Annotated in this window: 25 protein-coding genes and 1 tRNA gene; 12 read left to right on the forward strand and 14 right to left on the reverse strand. The window is 65.3% G+C overall.

Annotation, left to right across the window (positions count from 1 at the left end; translation table 11 throughout):
• The first annotated feature begins 595 nt into the window (after positions 1-595).
• The 5 genes from ABQE44_RS00580 (at position 596) to ABQE44_RS00600 (ending at position 4,335) form a co-directional block, all read left to right on the forward strand.
• Positions 596-1,123, forward strand: coding sequence for a MarR family winged helix-turn-helix transcriptional regulator (locus tag ABQE44_RS00580; protein ID WP_448394791.1), 528 nt, complete (start codon positions 596-598; stop codon positions 1,121-1,123).
• A 394-nt stretch (positions 1,124-1,517) separates the two neighbouring features.
• On the forward strand, positions 1,518-1,856 hold the full coding sequence (locus tag ABQE44_RS00585; RefSeq protein WP_448394792.1) for a hypothetical protein: 339 nt from the start codon (positions 1,518-1,520) through the stop codon (positions 1,854-1,856).
• Positions 1,853-2,365 (forward strand): hypothetical protein, encoded by a 513-nt coding sequence (locus ABQE44_RS00590; protein ID WP_448394793.1) that lies wholly within the window; start codon positions 1,853-1,855, stop codon positions 2,363-2,365. Before ABQE44_RS00585 ends, ABQE44_RS00590 begins: the two co-directional genes overlap by 4 nt.
• Before the next feature lie 68 nt (positions 2,366-2,433).
• A complete protein-coding gene (locus ABQE44_RS00595) occupies positions 2,434-3,462 on the forward strand; it encodes an NADP-dependent oxidoreductase (protein ID WP_448427752.1) in 1,029 nt (342 codons plus the stop codon).
• A 105-nt stretch (positions 3,463-3,567) separates the two neighbouring features.
• Positions 3,568-4,335, forward strand: coding sequence for a cutinase family protein (locus tag ABQE44_RS00600; protein ID WP_448427754.1), 768 nt, complete (start codon positions 3,568-3,570; stop codon positions 4,333-4,335).
• On the opposite strand, the gene ABQE44_RS00605 is transcribed toward ABQE44_RS00600, so the two are convergent.
• Entirely contained in the window at positions 4,332-4,667 is a 336-nt protein-coding gene (locus ABQE44_RS00605; protein WP_448427756.1) for an Lsr2 dimerization domain-containing protein, read from the reverse strand. The genes ABQE44_RS00600 and ABQE44_RS00605 overlap by 4 nt on opposite strands.
• 457 nt (positions 4,668-5,124) lie before the next feature.
• Between ABQE44_RS00605 and ABQE44_RS00610 the strand changes: the two genes are divergently transcribed.
• From ABQE44_RS00610 to ABQE44_RS00625, 4 genes are all read left to right on the forward strand, one after another.
• Positions 5,125-5,664, forward strand: a complete 540-nt coding sequence (locus ABQE44_RS00610; RefSeq protein ID WP_448427758.1) for a hypothetical protein — start codon at positions 5,125-5,127, stop codon at positions 5,662-5,664.
• 130 nt (positions 5,665-5,794) lie between these two features.
• Positions 5,795-7,201 (forward strand): PepSY-associated TM helix domain-containing protein, encoded by a 1,407-nt coding sequence (locus ABQE44_RS00615; protein ID WP_448427760.1) that lies wholly within the window; start codon positions 5,795-5,797, stop codon positions 7,199-7,201.
• Positions 7,194-7,691, forward strand: coding sequence for a copper chaperone PCu(A)C (locus ABQE44_RS00620; RefSeq protein ID WP_448394799.1), 498 nt, complete (start codon positions 7,194-7,196; stop codon positions 7,689-7,691). Before ABQE44_RS00615 ends, ABQE44_RS00620 begins: the two co-directional genes overlap by 8 nt.
• Positions 7,684-8,904, forward strand: coding sequence for a Dyp-type peroxidase (locus tag ABQE44_RS00625; protein WP_448394800.1), 1,221 nt, complete (start codon positions 7,684-7,686; stop codon positions 8,902-8,904). The genes ABQE44_RS00620 and ABQE44_RS00625 overlap by 8 nt, the downstream gene beginning before the upstream one ends.
• 18 nt (positions 8,905-8,922) lie before the next feature.
• Here ABQE44_RS00625 and ABQE44_RS00630 read toward each other — a convergent pair whose 3' ends face one another.
• The 13 genes from ABQE44_RS00630 to ABQE44_RS00690 all read right to left on the reverse strand — a co-directional run bounded on the left by ABQE44_RS00630 (position 8,923) and on the right by ABQE44_RS00690 (position 18,106).
• On the reverse strand, positions 8,923-9,297 hold the full coding sequence (locus tag ABQE44_RS00630) for an HNH endonuclease (protein ID WP_448427762.1): 375 nt from the start codon (positions 9,295-9,297) through the stop codon (positions 8,923-8,925).
• Between the two features lie 45 nt (positions 9,298-9,342).
• Positions 9,343-9,418: transfer RNA gene (locus ABQE44_RS00635), tRNA-Thr, on the reverse strand.
• Between the two features lie 23 nt (positions 9,419-9,441).
• Positions 9,442-10,260, reverse strand: a complete 819-nt coding sequence (locus ABQE44_RS00640) for a hypothetical protein (RefSeq protein WP_448427764.1) — start codon at positions 10,258-10,260, stop codon at positions 9,442-9,444.
• A 74-nt stretch (positions 10,261-10,334) separates the two neighbouring features.
• Positions 10,335-10,742, reverse strand: coding sequence for an HIT family protein (locus ABQE44_RS00645; RefSeq protein WP_448427766.1), 408 nt, complete (start codon positions 10,740-10,742; stop codon positions 10,335-10,337).
• A gap of 38 nt (positions 10,743-10,780) precedes the next feature.
• The gene (locus tag ABQE44_RS00650; RefSeq protein ID WP_448428284.1) at positions 10,781-11,611 is read right to left on the reverse strand and encodes an SDR family NAD(P)-dependent oxidoreductase; all 831 of its coding nucleotides are present in this window, start codon (positions 11,609-11,611) and stop codon (positions 10,781-10,783) included.
• A gap of 25 nt (positions 11,612-11,636) precedes the next feature.
• A complete protein-coding gene (locus tag ABQE44_RS00655; RefSeq protein WP_448394803.1) occupies positions 11,637-12,068 on the reverse strand; it encodes a nuclear transport factor 2 family protein in 432 nt (143 codons plus the stop codon).
• A gap of 5 nt (positions 12,069-12,073) precedes the next feature.
• Positions 12,074-13,201 carry an NDMA-dependent alcohol dehydrogenase gene (locus ABQE44_RS00660; protein ID WP_448427768.1) on the reverse strand — a complete coding sequence of 376 codons (1,128 nt, stop codon included), beginning with the start codon at positions 13,199-13,201 and terminating at the stop codon, positions 12,074-12,076.
• Positions 13,202-13,293: 92 nt separating this feature from the next.
• Positions 13,294-13,854: a nuclear transport factor 2-like protein gene (locus ABQE44_RS00665; RefSeq protein WP_448427770.1), complete on the reverse strand. Its 561-nt coding sequence runs from the start codon at positions 13,852-13,854 to the stop codon at positions 13,294-13,296.
• Positions 13,855-13,856: 2 nt separating this feature from the next.
• Positions 13,857-14,063: a ferredoxin Fdx gene (locus tag ABQE44_RS00670; RefSeq protein WP_448427772.1), complete on the reverse strand. Its 207-nt coding sequence runs from the start codon at positions 14,061-14,063 to the stop codon at positions 13,857-13,859.
• 9 nt (positions 14,064-14,072) lie between these two features.
• Positions 14,073-15,443 carry a lanosterol 14-alpha demethylase gene (locus tag ABQE44_RS00675; RefSeq protein ID WP_448394807.1) on the reverse strand — a complete coding sequence of 457 codons (1,371 nt, stop codon included), beginning with the start codon at positions 15,441-15,443 and terminating at the stop codon, positions 14,073-14,075.
• Positions 15,436-16,266: an SDR family oxidoreductase gene (locus tag ABQE44_RS00680; RefSeq protein WP_448394808.1), complete on the reverse strand. Its 831-nt coding sequence runs from the start codon at positions 16,264-16,266 to the stop codon at positions 15,436-15,438. Before ABQE44_RS00680 ends, ABQE44_RS00675 begins: the two co-directional genes overlap by 8 nt.
• Positions 16,266-17,477 carry a cytochrome P450 gene (locus tag ABQE44_RS00685; RefSeq protein WP_448427774.1) on the reverse strand — a complete coding sequence of 404 codons (1,212 nt, stop codon included), beginning with the start codon at positions 17,475-17,477 and terminating at the stop codon, positions 16,266-16,268. Before ABQE44_RS00685 ends, ABQE44_RS00680 begins: the two co-directional genes overlap by 1 nt.
• A 20-nt stretch (positions 17,478-17,497) precedes the next feature.
• Positions 17,498-18,106 carry a TetR/AcrR family transcriptional regulator gene (locus tag ABQE44_RS00690; RefSeq protein WP_448394810.1) on the reverse strand — a complete coding sequence of 203 codons (609 nt, stop codon included), beginning with the start codon at positions 18,104-18,106 and terminating at the stop codon, positions 17,498-17,500.
• 140 nt (positions 18,107-18,246) lie between these two features.
• On the opposite strand from ABQE44_RS00690, the gene ABQE44_RS00695 reads away from it, so the two are divergent.
• The 3 genes from ABQE44_RS00695 to ABQE44_RS00705 all read left to right on the forward strand — a co-directional run bounded on the left by ABQE44_RS00695 (position 18,247) and on the right by ABQE44_RS00705 (position 21,403).
• Entirely contained in the window at positions 18,247-19,713 is a 1,467-nt protein-coding gene (locus ABQE44_RS00695; protein WP_448427776.1) for an aldehyde dehydrogenase, read from the forward strand.
• A gap of 89 nt (positions 19,714-19,802) precedes the next feature.
• Positions 19,803-20,555, forward strand: a complete 753-nt coding sequence (locus ABQE44_RS00700) for an SDR family oxidoreductase (RefSeq protein ID WP_448394812.1) — start codon at positions 19,803-19,805, stop codon at positions 20,553-20,555.
• Positions 20,552-21,403 (forward strand): NAD(P)-dependent oxidoreductase, encoded by an 852-nt coding sequence (locus ABQE44_RS00705; RefSeq protein WP_448427778.1) that lies wholly within the window; start codon positions 20,552-20,554, stop codon positions 21,401-21,403. The genes ABQE44_RS00700 and ABQE44_RS00705 overlap by 4 nt, the downstream gene beginning before the upstream one ends.
• Positions 21,404-21,407: the final 4 nt, after the last annotated feature.

Consider the following 21,407-nt stretch of genomic DNA (forward strand, 5'->3'; position numbering starts at 1 on the left):
TGTGGTGCGGCTCAGCACGCACACCGGGCCCTGCCCACCATTTGCTGTGGTGGATCCGAGGTGGTGCGCCGACCTGCCCATAGCCGATGGCCGCAGCATTTTGGATGCAAGTGGGGATTTCCATCGGCGCAGTAATGGCGGTAATTTCTGTACTTTCCGAGAACATGATTTCGTCGCACTTCGCAATTCGAACAAACCGGAACACCGCACCTAAATCTCGGTTTTGTGGATTTGCTCCCGCTTCGCGCCTACCTGCCAATGGTTCGTCGGGGGAGGTATCGACGGGATCGTGTCGCACCGGTCACAGCAAACACCCGAGATGGTCGTCCGCTGAGTTTTGCTGGGCACTTAACGCAGAGGGGGCACCTACAGCCAACTTACGGTTCCGAGTAGAACGCGTTACAGTATCAGCGATGGCTGGCTGCTGACGCATTGGTGCATTCGATCCGGCAGGGGGTTCTACTGTCTTGTCGGAACGGCCGTGTCGAGCGACTTGATTGGCTTTGCCCATTGCTGGAATTGATCGTGGATCGGGGGATCGATGACAATTGCTGGAATTGCCGTCCAAGGCTCCGGCGACGAGCAATCAGCGTCCATGCCATTGCCCGCCGCCGACGGCGCCAGCGTCGAGCCGCCGTCCGGGTACCTGCCGGGACTCGACGACACCGAGTACATCTCCTGGCAGAACTTCAGCGAGACCGCTACCGCGCTCTGTGCCATGCTGAACCGAGAACTCGTCGCGGCGCACGGGCTCACCCTCTGGGATGTCATGTTGTTGCGGTACCTGGCCAACTCGACCGACGGCTTCGCGCGGATGGGCGAGATCGCCGAGGTCCTTGGGGTGATACCCAGCCGGGTCAGCCAGCAGATGCGTCGACTGGAGGCGCAAGGACTGGTCCGTCGATGCAAGAGCCAGCATGACCGGCGAGTCGTACTCGCCAGCATCACCCGCGCGGGTCGGGCGAGGCTCAAACCGGCACTCTCGACGTACGCCGACGGTGTTCGCGCCCTGTACCTGAAACCGCTGACCCGCCAACAGATGACGAGCTTCGGCGACAGCTGTCGACGAATCGGCACCCCGTTGCGCCACCACGGCACGCGGCCTAAGTCCGCCCGCAATTAGCCGTTCGGTGTTGCGGTTACGCGTGCCCGAGGGCAAAGTCATGGCCATCGTGGTGGCGCGCACCGCAATGGCCGCATTTCGAAGGTTCCTCGCTGTAGTTTCGGCTTGAAACTGTCTGACGCTGCCGTTATTTTGCGGGCAACTCGGCGCAATCGACTGCCCAGCAGTTTCGCCCAACCGTCCAATTGCCCGAGTCGCGACGTCGCTGACGAATCCGTCAACCGCACCGGCAAAAGGGGCGATGGCCTGCGGTTTTTCGGTACCTTCTGCCGTAGTCGACCAGGGGAGTTGCATTGGCGGATAGCGCCGGACGACAGGCATCGGCAGCTGCCGGCCGGGCAACATCTCACGGCGTTGCTGTGTTCGTTTTCGGGCTAGAACGGAGCCATTCCTGATGCACTCGGATGAATTCAGCGTGCCGCCCCCAATCGACGCGACCGGTGTCGGCGCGTGGAAGAACCGCGACGGAGACATCGCACGGCATTTCCTCGGCACCCGCCGGGGCGAACAGGTGCCCGTCCAGATCGTCGGTCTGCAGGACGCAAGCGGCGCCGTTATCACCCGACAGATTCGGATCGGCCGCGAGCAGGTGGAGCTCGATATCGCTGATGTGCACAAGCTGATATGGACGCTTGCCGATGCGTGCAACGAAGCCGATCGGTTAAACCACCTGTCGAGTGAGTTCGAGCGCGACTGGTGCCCGGATCTCCTTTGGGATGTCGACTCGGCGTGAACGTCGGCGCGATCCCTCCCACCAACCGCCACAAACTCCGCGGCACGAACGTCACCTGCGCGGAGTTGCAGGACCTTCTGCGTCGTGACGCGGCCATCGCCACCGAATGGCTCGTCCGTCGCCGATTCCGCGGAAGCGCCGAGGATCTGGCCACACAACGCAGACGGGCGCTGGCCTATATCGAGTGGTGTGGGGCCGCCTCAGCTGCCTTACAGGAAAGTGAGCTGCTCGACTACACCGACTTCATTCGTGAGTGGCGAATGCAGGCGGTGCACAGCGACATTCGCGGTCTGCCGCATCGTTTCGCATGGCTGTTTGGTTCCCAGGTGCTCTTCGCCATCTCGATGATGCTGTTCATCGCCGGTCTCCCGGCGGTGGCCATACCGGTTCTTGCCGGAGCGCTGTTCGGCGGATTGCATGTGTACCTTGCCGTGCCGCCGGTAGCCGTTGGTCCCGACAACGCGCGGCTCTCGCGGGCCGACAGCGATCTCGGTGTGCGACGGGCGTAACGGGTCTAGTCGGCTCAGCCGCGGGCGGGTTCCCACCAATTCCGATGGAAGCCGGTAGTTTCGCGGGCGTGGCCGAGTTGATGAATCGCCAGATCGTGTTGCGGCGCCGGCCCAGCGGCCTGGTACAACCCGATGACACCGAGTTGATCAGCACGCCTGCGCCCGAACCTGCCGAGGGTGAAGCGCTGGTGCGCACTACCTATATCGGCATCGACGCCGCAGCGCGCACCTGGCTCAACGATCAGCCCGGCTATCTGCCGCCGGTGCAACTCGGCGAGGTCATCCGTGCGGCGGGAATCGGCGAGGTGGTGGCCTCCCGCTGCGACGCCTACGCCGTCGGCGATGTCGTCACCACGCTGACCGGGTTTCAGGAGTATGTGATCAGCCGCGACGACGTGTTCACGACACCGGTGCCCGGTCCGGCGGTCGACCAGCTCGCGGTCATGAGCGTGTACGGGCCGACCGGCGCCACAGCGTATTTCGGCATGAACGACATCGGCAAGCCACAGCCGGGGGAGACGGTTGTGGTGTCGGCGGCTGCCGGGGCGACCGGGTCTGTCGCCGGGCAGATCGCCAAGATCGCGGGTGCGCGTGTGGTCGGAATCGCGGGTGGTTCGCAGAAGTGCCGTGCGGTGGTGGAGGATTTCGGCTTCGACGCCTGCATCGACTACCGCGAGGACAATCTCAAGGCAGCACTCAAGCAGCACTGCCCGAAGGGGGTCGACGTCTACTTCGACAACGTCGGCGGCCCGATCCTGGACGCGGTACTTGGCCGCCTGGCGCCCAAGGCCCGCGTCGTGCTGTGCGGCGTCATCTCGAGCTATCTGACCGGAGAGCATCCCGGGCCGGCCAACTACGTGAACCTGCTGTCGAAAACGGCGTCGATGCAGGGATTCAATGCCCTCGACGAATGGGGACGCTTCGAGGAGGCGTTCGGCCCGCTTCGAAGGTGGGCACAGCAGGGCCGCCTGGTGCACCGCCAAACGATCTTCGAAGGCATTGAGTCCTGTGTCTACGCATTGAATGGGCTTTTCACCGGCGTTAACATCGGCAAGATGCTGGTGAACGTCAGCGAAGCTACTGCCCCGGTCAAATGACCGCAACCGCCGCGGTTAGACCAGCAAACGCCGGGGTATGGGGTCACCGGCGACGGCCGTCGCACTTCAGTTTGACGTGATGCATTGACGTGTAGGAGTTGAACCATGAACGCTGGGCGAATCGCTCGATTGCTGGCCGTTGCGGCGGTGACGTCCGCTGCGCTGCTTGCAGGACCCGTCCCGATCGCCGCAGGACAACCGGCCCCAGCCCCAGCCCCGGCGCCGGCACCGCCGCCGTGTCCGGACGTGCAGTTGGTCTTCGCGCGCGGAACCGGCGAGCCGCCCGGTGTCGGCGGTATCGGCCAGGCGTTCGTTGACACCCTGCGCACGCAACTGGCGCCCAGGACCATGAACGTGTACCCGGTCAACTATCTCGCGAGCGGTGCGTTCGGCGATCGAATCCAATTTGCTCGCACGGTGATCGATGGCATTCGCGATGCGGCGCTCAAAGTCCAAGCGACGGCTGCCAACTGCCCGGATACCAAGGTGGTTCTCGGCGGCTTCTCGCAGGGGGCGGTCGTTGCCGGTTACGTCACCGCCGCCGAGATACCCGAGCAGATTCCGGCCGAGTATCGCGAGTTCATTCCGGAGCCCATGCCCGAGGAAATCGCCGAGCACGTCGCCGCAGTGATTTTGATCGGCATGCCGTCGGATCAGTTCATGCGGGATATCGGCGCCCCGCCGGTCGTGATAGGCCCGTCCTACGTGGACAAGACCATGGAACTGTGTGCACCTGACGACACCATCTGCAACGGCGCGCCCGCCGGCGGACCGTCCTTCGCGCACAACGTCTATGGCGTCAACGGAATGGTCGGTGAGGGAGCAGCTTTCGTGGTGAGTCAACTCGGGCCTGAAGCCGACGACGCCAGCTAACCCTGCTGCACTTTTCTGCCGTGGGCTGCCTCGTAAGCGTTGAGGACGTCGCGCGGTATTCGACCGTGGACTGCAACGCCGTGACCGTACATCCAGGCCCACTGTCGAATTGCCGCGCGACGCATCGCCGCGGCCTCGGCGGAGTCTAGCTTTGCGCTGAATAGGTGCGTGCGCTGACGGATTGCTGTTTGGCGCGCGGCGCCTATCCAGGAAGCGAAAGTATCGCGGAGCTTCTTTGCATTCTCCCGCGAGAGGTAGATCTCGTATCGGACGCCGTCCAATTCGAACACGACGATCTCATCAGCTGCGCTGGTTCGATCGTATTCGTCCACGAATGCGACCTCGGCCGACAATTTCGTGCCCCCCTTGCAGCGATTTCACAGCGCAGCCATAACAGGAAGAGCGGACCTGCACGCCAGCGCTACACCCCTCGTTGTTAATCGAAGCGCTGGCTGCCTTTGCAATTCCCTATGGCGGGTGCGATTGCAGTCAATTGGCAAAATACCCCCGTGCCGCCCACCGAGGAGGAGTTTGTCGCAAATAATTAACGCGTGCGTCGACCGCAGCGAAGATCTGCGCAGCTGCGCCGCCCGACGACGGCTGATCAATGCTCACACCGCCGCTTGCCAGCAAACGCAGGACCGCCAGCAGTTGGTTGAAATCGCAAATTGACCCGGGCCGAAACGCCAGCTTGCAAGGGGGTTATCACCAAGACCGGTGACCTGTACGGACAAGTGGCAACCTGCTCTCTACTAGGCGCTGTAGTAGCGAAGCGGTAAGGTTCGGCACGTGAGCACTCCGCATGTCCGTGCGCGCTGGTTGCGCGGCGGCCTGGTCGGCGGGTGCTCGGCCTTGCTCACCGTTGCTGCCCACACCGCCGTCGACGACGCGATTCCGCACGGCGCTGTGCTGATGGTCGTCCTGTTGCTGTGTGCCACCGCGGGTGTCGCGGTGGGCACCGCGGCACCGGGTGACTCCCACGGCCGTCTTCTCAGTGTCATCGCCGCATTGGGCGGCACGCAGCTCCTGGGTCACGGGGCGCTGGCGTTGTTCGGTGGCCACGGCCATGGTGTCAGCGGGTTCGGCATGTCCGTGTCCATGGCAGCCGCCCATGCGGTCGCGGCGGTCGTGCTCGGTGCGGCCATCGCAGCGGTGGAATACCTCTACGTCGTATGCGAGTCAGTGCTGTGCTGGCTGCGGCTGTTCACACTCGACGCGGTCCGCGCGACCTCACGTCCCCGGCACTGGACCGCCAACAGCGTTGTCGCGCAGGCAGTCCTACTGCATTCAGGTTTGGGCATGCGTGCCCCGCCTGCGCCGATTGTCTAGCTTCACGCCTTTCGTTCCTGTCGCCATCGCGCTGATGGCCGTTCAGCACGCCGCGTAAGCGGCGAAATTCTGCGCTGCACCGTCCGTGGTGTCGGGGCGCGCACCCTACTTTCGAAAGCCCTTCCCGTTTATGACAACAACCCCCGAGACATCCCGCGGGCTGCGAGCCCTGCTCATGCGCCTGCACTTCTATGCGGGCGTATTCGTCGGTCCGTTTCTTTTGATCGCCGCCGTCACCGGCCTGCTCTACGCGGTCATCCCGCAGATCGACAACGCGGTGTACCGCCACGAGCTGACCGTTGACCGTGTCGGCGAGCAGCGTCTCGCGTTGGCCGACCAGATCGCTGCCGTGCGCACATCCCATCCCGCCGGAACCGTCGAGAGCATTCGGCCGCCCACCGACGCCGACGAGACCACCCAGGTCAGGCTGCTGGTCGATGACGTGCCTGCCGACTATGCCCGCACCGTGTTCGTCGACCCCTACACCGGGGACGTGCGCGGCGCGCTGACCACCTACGGGCAGTGGATGCCGCTGCGGGCGTGGTTCGACGAGCTGCACCGCACACTGCACCTTGACGCGACCGGACGAAATTACAGCGAGCTCGCCGCGAGCTGGCTGTGGGTGATTTCGCTTGCCGGGCTGATGCTTTGGTATCTGCACCGCCGGGACAGCCGCAAGCTGCGCCGGCTGGCGCTGCCCGACCGCACCAAGAAGGGCCGTCGCCGAGCACTGTCCTGGCACGGTGCGGTTGGAGTGTGGATCCTCGTTGCGCTGCTGGGGCTCTCGGTCACCGGCATCACATGGTCGCGCTACGGCGGCAATTCCGTGGACCTGATCCAGCATAAGCTGAACACCACCGCGCCCGCCGTGGACACCACGCTGGGGCAGCACAACGTTGCGGGTACACACCATCACGCAGGCCACCCCGGTGGTAGCGACCCGTTGCTGTACGGGGTCGACACCGCGCTGCGCACCGCCGAGCACGCGGGGTTGGAAGGGCCGATGTGGTTGTATCCGCCGGCCGAAGCGGGGCGGAGCTGGCGCGTCGAGGAGAACAAGCGCGACTGGCCCACCCGACGTGACGCTATCGCGGTCGACCCGGACAGCGGTGCCGTCACCGACCGGGTCAACTTCGCGGACTGGCCGTTCTTGGCCAAGCTCACCCGCTGGGCCATCGACACGCACATGGGCATCCTGTTCGGGTGGCCCAACCAGATCCTGCTGGCGCTCACCGCGATCGGGCTCATCACCATCATCGCCCGCGGCTACCAGATGTGGTGGCAACGCCGTCCGACCCGCGGGTCGTCGTGGGCAGTCGGGCGTCCGCCGCTGCGCGGAGTCCTCAGTACCCTGCCGCCGACGGCAATAGTCGCGGTGATCGTCGTGGCTGGTGTAGTCGGCTGGTTGCTGCCGCTGTTCGGCTTGAGCCTGGTGGCTTTCGTGGTCGTCGATCAAATCATCGGCGTGGTCAAACAGCGGCGAACCGCCGCGGACAACAACAAAGAAGGCAAGGAGAAGGAGTACTCGGATGCGTAGCGCACGTATCGCGGCGCTGGGCGCCGTCGCATTGTTGGTCTCGAGTTGCACCTCGCAGCCACACGACGAGCCGCCGATGGCGGAGGCGGTCACCATCACCGACCAATGGGCGAGCGCGGCCGACGCGGGGATGGCGGCGGTCTTCGGCACGTTCACCAACACCGGCCATCACGATGCGCACATCGTCTCCGGCGATTCACCCGCGGCCGACCGGGTCGAGCTGCACGAGGTGACGGCCGACGCCACCGGTGCGAAAACGATGCGCGAGAAGGACGGCGGGTTCGTCGTTCCCGCGGGCGGCACCCGCGACCTGGTGCCCGGCGGCGATCACCTGATGCTGATGGATCTGCGCGAGCCGTTGCATCCGGGCGCCGACGTCGAGGTGACCGTGGTGTTCGAGGACGGTTCGACGTTGCCCGTCACCGCACAAATCCGCGATTTCGCAGGCGCTGACGAGGACTACGACGCGCCCGCGCACGACCATGGTTGAGCAGGCCCCGCGCGGTCGTTTCACGGTCAACCGGCGGCGCCTTCTGACCGGAAGTGCCGCCGCGTTGGCCGCCAGCGCCGCGCTGACCCAGTGTGCAAGAGGCCAACCAGCCACGGACCAACATGGGTTCGGGACCGAGGTCGAACCGTTCCACGGCATACACCAAGGCGGAATCGCCACACCGCCGCAGGCACATGCGCTGTTCATCGCGCTCGATCTGAAACCCCAGGCCCGGCGCACGCCGCGTGACACCTTGGCGGCGGTACTGCGACTGTGGACCGCCGACGCCGCCAGGCTTACTCACGGCCAGCCGGCGCTCGCCGATACCGAGCCCGAACTCGCCCACCGGCCGGCACGCCTCACCGTCACCGTCGGGGTGGGTCCTGCGCTGTTCGACCGCGTCGGGCTGGCCCATCTACAACCTCCAACGGCCACCGAGCTACCGGTGTTCCGCACCGATCAGCTCGAATCCCGTTGCAGTGGAGGCGATCTGCTGCTGCAGATCTGCGCCGACGACCCCGTCGCCGTTGCGCACGCCAGCCGCGTCCTGCTGAAGAACGTGCGCACCATGACGACCCAGCGTTGGCGCCAGAGCGGTTTCCGCGACGCTCGCGGCTCGGATGCGTCGGGCGCGACGATGCGCAATCTGATGGGACAGATCGACGGCACGGTGAACCTGGCCGATCCGGCGGCATTCGACCGCCAGGTGTGGGACTCCGGCGATGCGCAGCCGTGGTTTGCCGGCGGCACGATTCTCGTGCTGCGACGGATCCGCGCCGAGATGGACACCTGGGATCAGATCGACCGGGAGAGCAAAGAACTCGCGGTCGGTCGGCGGCTCGACAGCGGCGCGCCGCTGACCGGGCGCCAGGAGTTCGACGAACCCGACTTCGCCGCGAGCGTCAACGGGATTCCGGTGATACCACCCAACTCGCACATCGCGTTGGCCAGGCACCGCACCGAGGACGAGCAGTTCCTGCGTCGGCCCTACAACTATGACGACCCGCCGCCGGACGGCCAGACCAGCGACAGCGGCCTGATCTTCGCCACCTACCAACGTGACCCCGCCAAGCAGTTCGTGCCCGTGCAGCAGCGGCTGGCCGACGCCGACGCGCTCAACGAGTGGATCACCACGATCGGGTCCGCGGTGTTCGCGATCCTGCCGGGCGTCGACGATGGTGAGTATCTCGGCCAGCGGCTGCTGGCGGCGTAACAGCGGCTGCGGTAAACCTCAGTACGACTGCCAGTTGGCGTAGCGCTGCCGGCGGAAGTGGCGGCCCTTGCCGCGGTTGCGGCTCTTGTATGTCGGTAGCTGAGTATCGCAGTTCGGGCAGCCCAGCGGCAGGTTCTCGCGTCGATTATTGGTCGGGCTGCCGTCGACGTGGGCCAACACCAGCGCGAGCGGCATACCCAGCCAGGTGCCGGCGCCGCCGCAAGTCGCGCAGCAACCCTGAGCGTTCACGCTCGGATGTGATAAGTTTGGTGGCTGTCGAATCCAGTGCTTCGTACTAGCGTGGCGCCGGAACGATGGCTGACATGCATTGCTGCAGTAGACCTTCTGGCTGCGTTTCGAGAACGGCGAACCGCAACCGCGACACTGTCTCATGCTGCAAAGCTGCGGCCGGGTACAACGCAAACGTCGTGACCCGTATGGAGCCTCCTGTCGGAATCGAACCGACGGCCTACACATTACAAGTGTGTCGCTCTGCCAACTGAGCTAAGGAGGCCTGCGAGGTCCGAGCTTATCGGGTCACTCCTCGGCCTCGATGATGCGCTGTGACGTCACGGTACGCGACGTCGTACGGGCCCGCGGCCGCCGGCCCGGGATCGGGATCCGGTCGGCGATGTTGCTCAGCGGATTGACCACCTGCGCCAGCGTGACGACGGCCTCGTGCAGCGCGTCGATCGTCGGCGCCAACGCCTCCAGCCCGGGCGCCAACCGGTTCAGGGTGTCGGCGACGTCGGCCAGCTTCAGCAGCGGCCCGTCGGGATCGGTCAACGTGTCGAGCAGCCCGTCCTCGGCGAGCAGCCGGTCGGCCACCCCGTCCTCGCGCAGCACCCGCTCGATCAGGCCGTCGTTGGCCAGCAGTTGATCCGCCAGCCCGCCCGGCGCGATGACCCGAGAAAATGCGCCGTCGTCGGCGGTCATCCGGTCGATCAAGCCGTCTTCGGAGGCGATCTGGTCCACCAGCCCACCGGGAGCCAGAGCTCGGGACATCGGACCGTTCTCCGCGGTCAGCCGGTCCAGCAAGCCGCCCTCCTCGGTCAGCTGATCGACCAGCCCGCCGGGCTGCAGCAGCCGGTCGATCGGGCCATCGGGCCGCAGCGCCCGCCCCAGCGGTGCGTCGTCGTCCATCAGCCGGGCCAGTCGGTTCGCGCGCTCTACCGCGTCATCGATACCCAACATGTGCGCCACCGAGGCGTTGCGCGTCGCCGTATTCGGTTCACCAAGTGACCGCTGCGCCATGCCGAGCGCGCCGCTGGCCATGGAAATGCCGGCGTCGGCCATCGCGAGCCCGACTCGTACCGGGGCTGTCGCCAGGTCCGTCACGGCTTTGCCGAGGTTCATCGCCCCAGTCTAGAGACTGCGAGTTGTGTGCGTTTTGTTGCGCTGAGCGCGCTCAAACGCACACAAATCGCCGATCAGGAGGATAATTCGGCCAGCGCTGCCTTGATCTTGGCCTGTGCCTCGTCGAGTGACTCCGCTGAGGGGTTGCGGTCGACGTGCGCGAACCCGAAATCGGTCAGGTTGTAGGCCGGAAATACGTGCACGTGCAGATGCGGTACTTCGAGCCCGGCGATGATCACACCGGCCCGGTCGGCACTGAAGGCCCTACACACCGCCTTGCCGATCAGCTGCGAAACCTCCATGACCCGGCCGAAAACCGCGGGTTCGATCTCCTGCCAATGGTCGATCTCCGCTCGCGGCACCACCAACGTGTGGCCCTGCGTCATCGGTTCGATCGTCAGAAACGCGACGATCTCGTCGTCTTCGTACACGAACCTGCCGGGCAGTTCCCCGTTGATGATCTTGCTGAAGACTGTTGCCATCCTTCGAGCATAGTGAGCGCAGCGATGTCAGCCTGGCCTCAGCCTGCGTGGACGGCTGCGTGGATCTCGGCAACCGTCCACGGCGGCGAGTCGTTGTGATCGCGGAACGCGAGGACCGTTGGCGTCGGCCGGTCGAAGCGGCCGACGAAACCGCCCGCGGCGATGAAGACCTGACCAGTCACGTCCTTCGCCAAGTCGCTGGCCAGGTAAGCGTAGGTCGGGGCGACGTACGCTGGCGGCGCCGCGTCGAGGGCGCCCTGCATGCTCACGTCGTCCAGCAACCCACGCCGATTCAACTCCGCGATGTGGGCCTCGTACTCCCGGCCGGTCGACAACCTGGTCTTGGCGCCGGGGCATATGACGTTCGCGCGGACGCCGTGCTCCTTCAGTTCGGCCGCGATCGCCATCGTCAACGCGTTGACGCCGCCCTTGCCCGCCGGATAGCCGGTCCCGCCGTAGTCGCCGAGGAAGGCGAACGAACTGGTGTTGACGATCGCGCCGCCGCCCTGGGCCACCATCTGCGGTGCCGCGGCGCGGCACGTCTCGAATACCGTGCCGAGATGCGCGTCGACCAGATCGCGAAACTGCGCGCTGCTGACCGTCAGTATTGACGAGCCGGGCGGCTCCGCGATGCCCGCACAGTTGACGAGGATGTCGATGCGGCCGAACTCGCCAATGCACTTATCGATCAACGCGTCGGCAAGCTCCGGTTCGACGGGAGAGCCTGCGAGGCCCACTGCATTCGGGATGCGTTGGGTCGCTTCGGATACCGCGTCGGCATCGCGTCCGTTGACCACCACGCCTGCACCCTGTTGGGCGAGCAGTTCAGCCACCGCGAGCCCAACGCCGCGCGAGCCGCCGACGACCACAGCGCCGCGGTCGGCCAACGGTGGGTTAATTGCTTTCGCCCGCCTGACCGAACTGCATCGCGTCCATGTTCCAGTAGCCGCGCAGGTTGGTCAGCAGACCGGCGTCGTTGACCTGGTAGGTGAATACGCCGCGCACCGTGCTGGTCATACCGTTCTCGAACTTGCTGCGCAGCACCAGGATATGGGCGATCTCGGTTGGTGAGCTCGACGGGAACGTTTCCTCACAGGTGATGCGGAGATCGTTGGTGGCGATGTTGGCGTCGAAGAACGCCGCGACCGCCTCCTTACCGCGCACGCCGTTGCCGTCGGGGTTGGTGATGGCCGGCCCGATCGGGTCCTCGATGACGACGTCGTCGGCCATCAGGGCCAGCCAGCCCTCTTTGTCGTGAGCATGAACGCAGCGCCACGAACCCTGCGATGCGGCCAAAGCCGGTGTCTGCGCGACGGTTTCGGTCATGCCGGTCACCTGTCGTCGTCGGTGTAGCGGATGATGCCGCGGATGTTGCGGCCCTCCAACATGTCCTGGTAGCCCTCGTTGATCTGCTCCAGCTTGTACTGGCGGGTGATCATGTCGTCGAGGTTGAGCTTGCCTGCCTTGTACATCGACAGCAGCTGCGGAATGTCGTAGTGCGGGTTGCCGCCGCCGAAGATGGTGCCCTGCAGGTTCTTCTGCATCAGCGTGAGCATCGCCAGGTTGAGTGTGACCTGGGTGTCCAGCAGGCTGCCGATGGCGGTGGCCACACACGTGCCGCCCTTGGCGGTGATGTTCATGTAGTTCTCGATGTCGGCGCCGTGCAACTCGCCGACCGTCACGATCACCTTGTGCGCCATCAGGCCCATGGTGACCTCGGCCATGCCCATCATCGCGGTCTCGAGATCCGGATACACGTGCGTCGCACCGAACTTCAGTGCGGCGTCGCGCTTCCACTCGACCGGCTCGATCACGAAGATGTGCCGGGCGCCCGCGGCGACCGCGCCCTGTAGCGCCGACATGCCCACCCCGCCGACACCGACGACCGCGACGTCCTGGCCGGGCCGGATGTCGGCAGTGCGGGTGGCCGAGCCGTACCCGGTGGTGACGCCGCAACCGACAAGGCACGCCACCTCGAAGGGGATCGACGGGTCGATCTTCACGACCGAGGACTTGTGCACGACCATGTACGGGGAGAAGGTGCCCAGCAGGGTCATCGGGAAGACGTTCTGGCCCTTGGCCGTGATCCGGAACGTGTTGTCGGACACCGCCGCGCCGTTGAGCAGGCCCGCACCGAGGTCGCACAGGTTGCGCATGCCGGCCTGACACGACGGACAGCTGCCACAGGACGGGATGAACGACAGCACCACGTGATCGCCGGGGGCGAGGTCGTCGACGCCCGGTCCGACCTCGGTGACGATGCCGGCACCCTCGTGGCCGCCGAGCACGGGGAAACCGCCCATCGGGATACCGCCGGTGACCAGGTGGTGGTCGGAGTGGCACATCCCGGACGCTTCCATCTGGATCTTGACTTCATCCTTGACGGGGTCGCCGATCTCGATCTCCTCGATCGACCACGGCTGGTTGAACTCCCAGATGAGCGCGCCTTTTGTCTTCATTCCTACGTGCCTTCCATTTCAGCGTGTGACCACAGACTAGAGCTAATAGTTAGATGCGTCACAGGCACCCCCAATCAACTGCTTGGCCGGGTTCACCAGAGCGGCACGGGCGCCTGTCCCACCGGGTAGTAGCCCGGCAGCTTCTCTCCGGCCAGCGAGCGCTCGATGCGCTTCTGCATCCCTGCAGACAGGTCGCCGGACTCGATCAGCTTGCCGAACATGGAGGACACGTGGCCGAAGTCGAAGAAGTCGCGCTGCCATTCGATCTTGAGCGCCCCGTCCTGTCGTTGGGCGGCGAGCCGGAACCAGCTGCCGCCGATGCCGTAGATCTCGCCCTGGGTGCCGTCGGACTTGTTCACAATCTGCTTCCAGAAGCCGACGATCTCACCGAGCTTGTCGTCGATCAGCACCCGCTGGTACTCGTAGACCCAGTTCTCCAGGCCTTCCATCTCCAGGCCCAGCGCGACGTCACGGATTTCGTCGCGGCCGACGCACATCACGTCCTCCTTGGGGCCGATGTTCCAGCCGTAGGTCGCGTCCTCGGTGAAAAACTCTGCCAACGGCTTCCAGTCACCGTCCCGTTCAGCCTGACGGTTGGCTTCCAGCCACTTCTCGACCCAATCTTCCATTTGCTCACGCGGCAATGACGGCATTGTCAGTCTCCTATTTCTCTGATGGACAAAGCTTGGGTGGGACACAGCAGGACGGCCTCCTCGACCTGCGCGCGGGCGTCGTCGGGCGGCTCGGAGTCGAGGATCTCGACCTTGCCGCGTTTGGGCACCGCGAACACGTCGGGTGCCTCCAGTTCGCACATGGCGTGGCCCTGGCACAGGTCCAGATCCACTTCGACTCGGTAACCCATCGGCTCCTCCTACGACCGACGCTTGCGGTAGCGGGCCTTGGCAGGGCGCTGCAACTGCACGACCATCTTGGAGTGGTCGTTGCGGTATGTGTCGGCGGGCTGGGCCATCTCGAACTCGTACTCGCGCAGCAGAACCGAGAAGATTGCCTTGATCTGCATCTGGGCGAATGCCGCGCCGACGCAGCGGTGTCTGCCCGCGCCGAACGGAATCCACGTCCAGCGGTTGACGATGTCGGCCTGCTCGGGCTTGTTGTAACGCTCCGGCTTGAACGCGTCCGGTTCGGGGAAGTCCTCGGGGATCCGGTTGCTGATGGCAGGTGACGCGGCGACAAAGTCACCTTTGTGGATCGGAAAGCCGGCCACTTCGAACTCGCCCTGGGCCACCCGCATCAGGATGATCAGCGGCGGGTGTAGCCGCAGTGTCTCCTTGACAACGTTGTCCAGCAGCGGGATCTGGCGCAGCGCGTGGAAACTCACCTCTTGCCCGTCGGCGTAGAGCTCGTCGAGCTCCTGGGTGACTTCCCGGTAGACCTCGGGATGGCGGATCATCTCGATCAGCGTCCAGGCCGACGTGCCCGAGCTGGTGTGGTGCCCGGCGAACATCAGCGAGATGAACATCCCGGTGACCTCGTCTGCGGAGAACCGGGGATTGCCGTCTTCATCCTTGATCGACACCAGCACGTCGAGCATGTCGCGGTCGGCCTTGTCCTTGGGCGGGTTGGCCAGCCGCTGGTCCATGATCTCCTGCACCAGCCCAACCAGTTTCACCCGTGCCGCATCGCGGCGCTGGAAGCTCTCGATCGGCAGGTAGGGGTCGACGTAGCACAGCGGGTCGGTGCCGCGCTCGAGGTCGTGGTAGTACTCGGCGAACCGGTGGTCGAGTTGGTTGCGGAACTTCAACCCGATCAGGCATGCGGTGGAGGTGTAGATGGTCAGCTCGGCGAAGAAGTCCAGCAGCTCGATCTCGCCTTCATCGCCCCAGTCGGCGATCATCTTGCGCACTTCGCCTTCGATGGTGACCGCGTGGCCTTTCATGTGTTCGCCACGTAGCGCCGAGTTGTGCAGCATCTCCTTGCGCCGCTCGGGGCTGGCGTCGAACACCACGCCTTTGCCGAAGATCGGTGTCATGAACGGGTACGCCTCGGCCTGATCGAGATCCTCGTCGGCAGAACGGAAAAAGAACTCGTTGGCCTCCGCCCCGGACAGCAGGATGACGTGCTTGTCGACGAGCTGGAACCAGCCCACATCCCCACATTCCTGCCGCGTTCTCCTCATCAACCCGATCGGGTCGGTGCGGAACTCCTCAAGGTGTCCGTGTTCTTCCTCGCCGCCGGAAACCCGGGGCACGATCGCGGTCGTCGCGGCACTTGATTCAGCCATGTCCTGGCATCCCCTCTTCGCCCAGTGCGAGCTTCTGACGGTCGGTGTTGTCGGCCAACGGGGCTTCGGGCTGAAGCTCCATGTTCGCGATGAACCCGCCGCGCGGTGTCTCGGCCACGAACGTGATGGCGCGGGCCAGATCCGACGCCCGCAGGAAGTAATCGTGCCGGGCCTGTCCCCACTTCGCCCAGTCCTCAAGGGCTGGACCGATTTTCTCGGCAGGCAGGCTCCATCCCATGCTTGTCTTGGTTGGCCCGGGATGCACCAGCGACGCGCGTACGCCGGTGCCCTCCAGTTCCATCTGCAGGTTGTTGACCATGGCCACCAGGCCTGCCTTAGCGGCGCCGTAGGCGCCCATATGTGGGCGCTGGCGCAGCGCGACATCGGAGCCGACGAAGATCACATCGCCTCGCTGGCGTTCGATCATCCCCGGCAGCACCGCGGTGGCCAATCGGTTGGCGCCGACCAGATGGATCTGCAGCTGCGATTCGAACTCGTCGGTGCTGATCTCATAGAGCTTGCCGAAGTAGGTGTCACCCGCGCCGGCGACCAGCACCTCGATCTCCCCGAGTGCCTCAACCGACTGGGCGACAAACGATTTGACCGAGTCGGGATCAGTGACGTCGAGGTAAAACCCGACGGCCTCGCCGCCGTCGGACCGAATCTTGCCGACCAGCTCGTCGAGCTTCTCGACGCGCCGTGCCCCGACGGCGACGGGAAATCCGCGCGCCGCCAGATGCAGTGCGGTGGCTTCGCCGATTCCCGACGACGCGCCCGCCACGATGGCGGGTCGACGGTCCGGAAGTGGATCAAAGCGTGGCATCAGGCAACCTCAACAGTGATGGGTAGGTGGGCGAATCCGCGGACGTTGCTCGAGTGGACGCGGACGGCGTTGGCTTCGTCGACCTCGTATCCCCGGATTCGTTTGAACAGTTCGGTCAACGCGACCCGCGCCTCCATCCGGGCCAGATGCGCACCGAGGCAAAAGTGCGCACCGCTGCCGAAACTGAGGAGCTTCGCCCCGATGTCGCGGCCGATCACGTACTCGTCGGGTTCGTCGAACACCCGCTCGTCGCGATGCCCCGAACCCGGCAACAGCAACACGACGTCGCCGTCGGGAATCTTGGTGCCGTACAGGGTGAGGTCGCCGACCACCGTCCGCGCCAGGATCTGGCTGGAAGTGTCGTAGCGCAACGTCTCCTCCACCCACAGCGGTACGCGGTCCAGGTCGGCATACACCGGAACGAGCTGGTCGGGGTTTCTGTGGCCCCAATACGCCGCGTTGGCAAGCAGTTTCGTGGTGGTCTCGTTGCCGGCGATGACCATCAGGAACATGAACCCGAGCACTTCGTCGTCGGTGAGCCGGTCACCGTCGATCTCGGCCTCCAGAAGCGCGGTGGTCAGGTCGTCGGTGGGTTTCTTGCGGCGCCCGGCCACCATCTCCTGGTAGTAGACGATGAGGTTGATCGAGGCCTCGACGGCGGCCGGCGGCACGTCGGTGACGCCTTCATCGCGGTGCATGACGCCGTCGGCCCACGCGCGCACCTGATCTCGGTCGGGTTCCGGCACGCCCATCAACTCGGAGATGACGTCCATCGGCAGCTTGCCCGCGAATTCGTTGACGTAGTCAACCGTTCCGGCATCGGCCTTCTCCAGCATGACGTCGAGATGCCGCACCGCGATCTCGGTGACCCGAGGTTCCAGTTCGCGGATTCGACGCGGGGTGAAGCCTTTGGAGACCAGGGTGCGCAGCCGCAGGTGTGCGGGGTCGTCCATGGCCAGAAACGACATCGTCTTCGACGCATGTGGGCCGCGCGACGCCGGATCCAGTGACACGCCGTACTTGTTCGACAGCGTCGTGCTGTTGCGGAAACCCTGCAGCACATCGCTGTGCCGCGACAGCGCCCAGAACCCCAACTCGTCGTTGCGGTACAGCGGCGCCTCGTCACGCAGCCGCTTGTAGTAGGGGTACGGGTCTTCGTGGAAGTCGTAGTTGTACGGGTCCAGCACCAGGTCGCTGGTCGGGACGGTCACTGTTCTGCTCCGAGCTTCATCTATGGATCCTCTCCGAGGATCAGGCCGACCACGTAGCTGAGGCGGTCGGCGATCTGGCGATAGGTGAAGGCGCCGCTGCCCGCGTTGACCAGCGCGCCGAAGAACGTCATCTCCAACGCCGACAACATGCGCGGATCCGCGTCGGGGCCCATGGCTGCGCGGATGCGGCGGTGGATCTCCGCGCCGATGCGATCACGCACGCTGCGCACCGCGGCGTCATTTCCGCTCAACAGCGCCGTCGTGCATGCGGCCGCGAACTCGGGTTCGTCGGCGATCATCAGCGCCATGCTGCGCAGCGTCTTCTCGACCCGGACCAGCCGGCTCTCGTTGACGTCGGTGAAGTACGGCACCTGACGCATCAGATCCAGGTAGACCTCCGCGATCAGGTGGTTCTTGGAGGAGAAGTAGGTGTAGGCCGTTGCGGGTGCGACCTTGGCGCGCGCCGCGACCGCGCGGACGGTCAGATCGGCGTACGAGGATTCGCGCAGCATCTCCATCCCGGCGGCGAGCACCTTGCGGAAGGTCTCCTCCTGGCGCCGGTTGCGCGGGGTTTCACCGGACGCCTCGGTGGGCGGGCTGGTGATCGCAACCGCCGGATCGCTGGACACGTGTCCAAGGTATCCGATGAACACATTCATCGGCAAGCGTGCAGGTAGGAGAAGTCGCCCTTGCCAGGCGCGACGATCTGCGACTATGGTTCGACTGATACATTTCGGACAGTTGTCCAGTAGCGTTCGATCGGAGGCCGATGGCACTGCTAGCCAATCGCGAGAGTCGACTGTTCATCGACGGCAAGCTTGTCGCGGGAAGTGTGGGGACGTTCCCGACGATCAACCCGACCACCGAGGAGGTGCTCGGCGTCGCGGCCGACGCGAACGCTGACGACATGGGTCGCGCGATCGAGGCGGCGCGTCGCGCCTTCGACGACACCGACTGGTCGACGAACTCCGGGCTGCGGGTGCGCTGCGTGCGCCAGTTGCAGGAGGCGATGACCAGGCACGTCGAAGAACTGCGCGAGATCACCATTGCCGAGGTCGGCGCGCCGCGCATGCTGACCTCCGCCGCGCAGCTCGAAGGACCCGTCGCCGACCTGAGCTTCTGCGCCGACACCGCCGAAAACTACCAGTGGACAACCGATCTCGGTGTCGCCTCGCCGATGGGCATCAAGACACACCGGACGATCGCCCGCGAGCCAGTCGGGGTAGTGGGTGCTATTACGCCGTGGAACTTCCCGCATCAGATCAACCTCGCCAAGCTCGGGCCCGCCTTGGCGGCCGGTAACACCGTGGTACTCAAACCCGCCCCGGACACCCCGTGGTGCGCAGCCGTGCTCGGGGAGCTGATCGCCGAGCACACCGACATCCCGGCGGGCGTGGTGAACATCGTCACCGCCAGCGACCACAGCGTCGGCGCGCTGCTCTCCAAAGACCCACGGGTGGACATGGTTTCGTTCACCGGGTCGACGGCGACCGGCCGCAACGTGATGGCCGACGGCTCGGCCACCGTCAAGAAGGTGTTCCTCGAACTCGGTGGCAAGTCGGCGTTCGTGGTGCTCGACGACGCCGATCTGGCGGGTGCCTGCTCGATGTCGGCGTTCACCGCGTCGATGCACGCCGGCCAGGGCTGCGCAATCACCACCCGACTGCTGGTGCCGAGGGCCCGCTACGACGAGGCCGTCGACGCCGCCGCGGCGACCATGGCCGGATTGGTCCCGGGTGATCCCGACGACGCCGGAACCATTTGCGGCCCGCTGATTTCGGCGCGCCAGCGCGACCGCGTGCAGGGCTATCTCGATTCGGCCGTCGAGGAGGGCGGCCGCTTCGCCGCCGGCGGTGGTCGACCCGCCGGCCGCGACAGGGGATTCTTCATCGAGCCCACCGTGATCGCCGGGTTGGACAACAACGCCAAGGTGGCGCGCGAGGAGATCTTCGGCCCGGTGCTCACCGTGATCGCCCACGACGGCGACGACGACGCCGTCCGCATCGCCAACGACTCGCCCTACGGTCTGTCCGGCACCGTGTTCTCCCCGGACGTCGAGCGCGCCAACCGCGTTGCAGCACGGATGCGCGTCGGTACGGTCAACGTCAACGGCGGCGTCTGGTATTCGGCCGATATGCCGTTCGGCGGATACAAGCAATCCGGGATCGGCCGGGAAATGGGGCTGGCCGGCTTCGAGGAGTACCTGGAAATCAAGGCGATCGCGACAGCGGTCTGACTTTTCACCCGCCGAACGTGGATTACCCGCACGCGAAAGAGCGCGAGAACGTGCATCAAGCCCACACTCGGCAGTGAGGAAGGAACACGATGGGGCAGTTCGACGACAAGGTGGCGATCGTCACCGGATCCGGTGGCGGGATCGGCCAGGCCTACGCCGAGGCGCTGGCCCGTGATGGTGCGGCGGTGGTGGTGGCCGACATCAACGCCGAGGCGGCCGAAGCGGTGGCCAAGCAGATCAGCGCCGACGGCGGCACGGCGATCAGCGTGCCCGTCGACGTGTCGGACATCGACTCGGCGAAAGCCATGGCCGACCGTACGCTCGCGGAATTCGGCGGCATCGACTACCTGGTCAACAACGCGGCGATCTTCGGTGGGATGAAGCTGGACCTGCTGCTCACCGTGGACTGGGAGTACTACAAGAAGTTCATGAGCGTGAACCTCGACGGCGCGCTGGTGTGTACCCGCGCGGTGTACAAGAAGATGGCCAAACGCGGTGGGGGAGCGATCGTCAACCAGTCCTCGACCGCGGCATGGATGTACGCGAACTTCTACGGGCTGGCCAAGGTCGGGGTCAACGGGCTCACCCAACAACTGTCCCGCGAACTGGGCGGTATGAACATCCGCATCAACGCGATCGCCCCGGGCCCCATCGACACCGAGGCGAACCGCACCACCACGCCGCAGGAGATGGTCGCCGACATCGTGAAGGGAATCCCGTTGTCGCGCATGGGACAACCCGACGACCTCATCGGCATGTGCCTGTTCCTACTCTCCGATCAGGCCAAGTGGATCACCGGCCAAATCTTCAACGTCGACGGCGGACAGATCATCCGGTCATGAGCGAGCAGGTGAAGCTGGGCTACATCGGGCTGGGAAACATGGGCGCGCCGATGGCCAAGCGGATGGTCAAATGGCCCGGCGGCGTGACGGTGTACGACGTGCGTACCGAGGCGATGACGCCGCTGGCCGAAGTCGGTGCGACGCTTGCCGACAGCGTCGCCGACGTGGCCGGTGCAGACATCATCAGCGTGACGGTGCTCAACGATGAGCAGGTGCGCACCGTCGTCGGCGAGTTGGCGGCACACGCGAAGCCGGGCACCGTCATCGCGATCCACTCGACGATCAGCCCGCAGACCGCCGAGCAGCTCGCAGCGGAGCTGCAGCCCAAAGGTATTCATATCGCCGACGCGCCGGTCAGCGGCGGCGCGGGCGCTGCGGAGAAGGGTCAGCTGGCGACCATGGTGGGCGCCAGCGACGAGGCGTTCGCGTTGGTGAGCGAACCGTTCAAGCAGTGGGCATCGCTGGTGATCCACGCCGGCGCACCCGGTGCGGGCACCCGGATGAAGATCGCCCGCAATATGCTGACCTTCGTCGGCTATGCCGCGGTGTGCGAGGCACAGCAGCTGGCCGAAGCCGCCGGGGTGAACCTGCAGGATTTGGGCAACGTGGTGCGCCACACCGACAAGCTGACCGGTGGGCCGGGCGCGATCATGTTCCGCGACGACACGAAACCGCTTGAAGCCCACCATTTCCTCTACGAACCGTTCCTGCACACCCGCGGGCTGGGGGAGAAGGACCTGACCCTTGCCGTCGCCCTCGGCGAGGACACCGGTGTCGACCTCCCGCTGGCACAGCTCGCGTTGAAGAACCTCGCTGCAGGGTTGGGCGTACCGCACACAAAGGAGTAGCACC

The sequence above is a fragment of the Mycolicibacterium sp. XJ2546 genome, assembly GCF_053483195.1.

Excerpts from the sequence above, each read along its gene's own strand:
- ABQE44_RS00585 (WP_448394792.1), top strand. The coding sequence starts at position 1,518 with ATGCACTCGGATGAATTCAGCGTGCCGCCCCCAATCGACGCGACCGGT.
- ABQE44_RS00630 (WP_448427762.1), bottom strand. The coding sequence starts at position 9,297 with ATGAGACAGTGTCGCGGTTGCGGTTCGCCGTTCTCGAAACGCAGCCAG.
- ABQE44_RS00665 (WP_448427770.1), bottom strand. The coding sequence starts at position 13,854 with ATGCCGTCATTGCCGCGTGAGCAAATGGAAGATTGGGTCGAGAAGTGG.
- ABQE44_RS00620 (WP_448394799.1), top strand. The coding sequence starts at position 7,194 with ATGCGTAGCGCACGTATCGCGGCGCTGGGCGCCGTCGCATTGTTGGTC.
- ABQE44_RS00675 (WP_448394807.1), bottom strand. The coding sequence starts at position 15,443 with ATGGCTGAATCAAGTGCCGCGACGACCGCGATCGTGCCCCGGGTTTCC.
- ABQE44_RS00580 (WP_448394791.1), top strand. The coding sequence starts at position 596 with ATGCCATTGCCCGCCGCCGACGGCGCCAGCGTCGAGCCGCCGTCCGGG.
- ABQE44_RS00615 (WP_448427760.1), top strand. The coding sequence starts at position 5,795 with ATGACAACAACCCCCGAGACATCCCGCGGGCTGCGAGCCCTGCTCATG.
- ABQE44_RS00625 (WP_448394800.1), top strand. The coding sequence starts at position 7,684 with ATGGTTGAGCAGGCCCCGCGCGGTCGTTTCACGGTCAACCGGCGGCGC.
- ABQE44_RS00660 (WP_448427768.1), bottom strand. The coding sequence starts at position 13,201 with ATGAAGACAAAAGGCGCGCTCATCTGGGAGTTCAACCAGCCGTGGTCG.
- ABQE44_RS00700 (WP_448394812.1), top strand. The coding sequence starts at position 19,803 with ATGGGGCAGTTCGACGACAAGGTGGCGATCGTCACCGGATCCGGTGGC.
- ABQE44_RS00695 (WP_448427776.1), top strand. The coding sequence starts at position 18,247 with ATGGCACTGCTAGCCAATCGCGAGAGTCGACTGTTCATCGACGGCAAG.
- ABQE44_RS00600 (WP_448427754.1), top strand. The coding sequence starts at position 3,568 with ATGAACGCTGGGCGAATCGCTCGATTGCTGGCCGTTGCGGCGGTGACG.
- ABQE44_RS00655 (WP_448394803.1), bottom strand. The coding sequence starts at position 12,068 with ATGACCGAAACCGTCGCGCAGACACCGGCTTTGGCCGCATCGCAGGGT.
- ABQE44_RS00640 (WP_448427764.1), bottom strand. The coding sequence starts at position 10,260 with ATGAACCTCGGCAAAGCCGTGACGGACCTGGCGACAGCCCCGGTACGA.
- ABQE44_RS00680 (WP_448394808.1), bottom strand. The coding sequence starts at position 16,266 with ATGCCACGCTTTGATCCACTTCCGGACCGTCGACCCGCCATCGTGGCG.
- ABQE44_RS00670 (WP_448427772.1), bottom strand. The coding sequence starts at position 14,063 with ATGGGTTACCGAGTCGAAGTGGATCTGGACCTGTGCCAGGGCCACGCC.
- ABQE44_RS00705 (WP_448427778.1), top strand. The coding sequence starts at position 20,552 with ATGAGCGAGCAGGTGAAGCTGGGCTACATCGGGCTGGGAAACATGGGC.
- ABQE44_RS00645 (WP_448427766.1), bottom strand. The coding sequence starts at position 10,742 with ATGGCAACAGTCTTCAGCAAGATCATCAACGGGGAACTGCCCGGCAGG.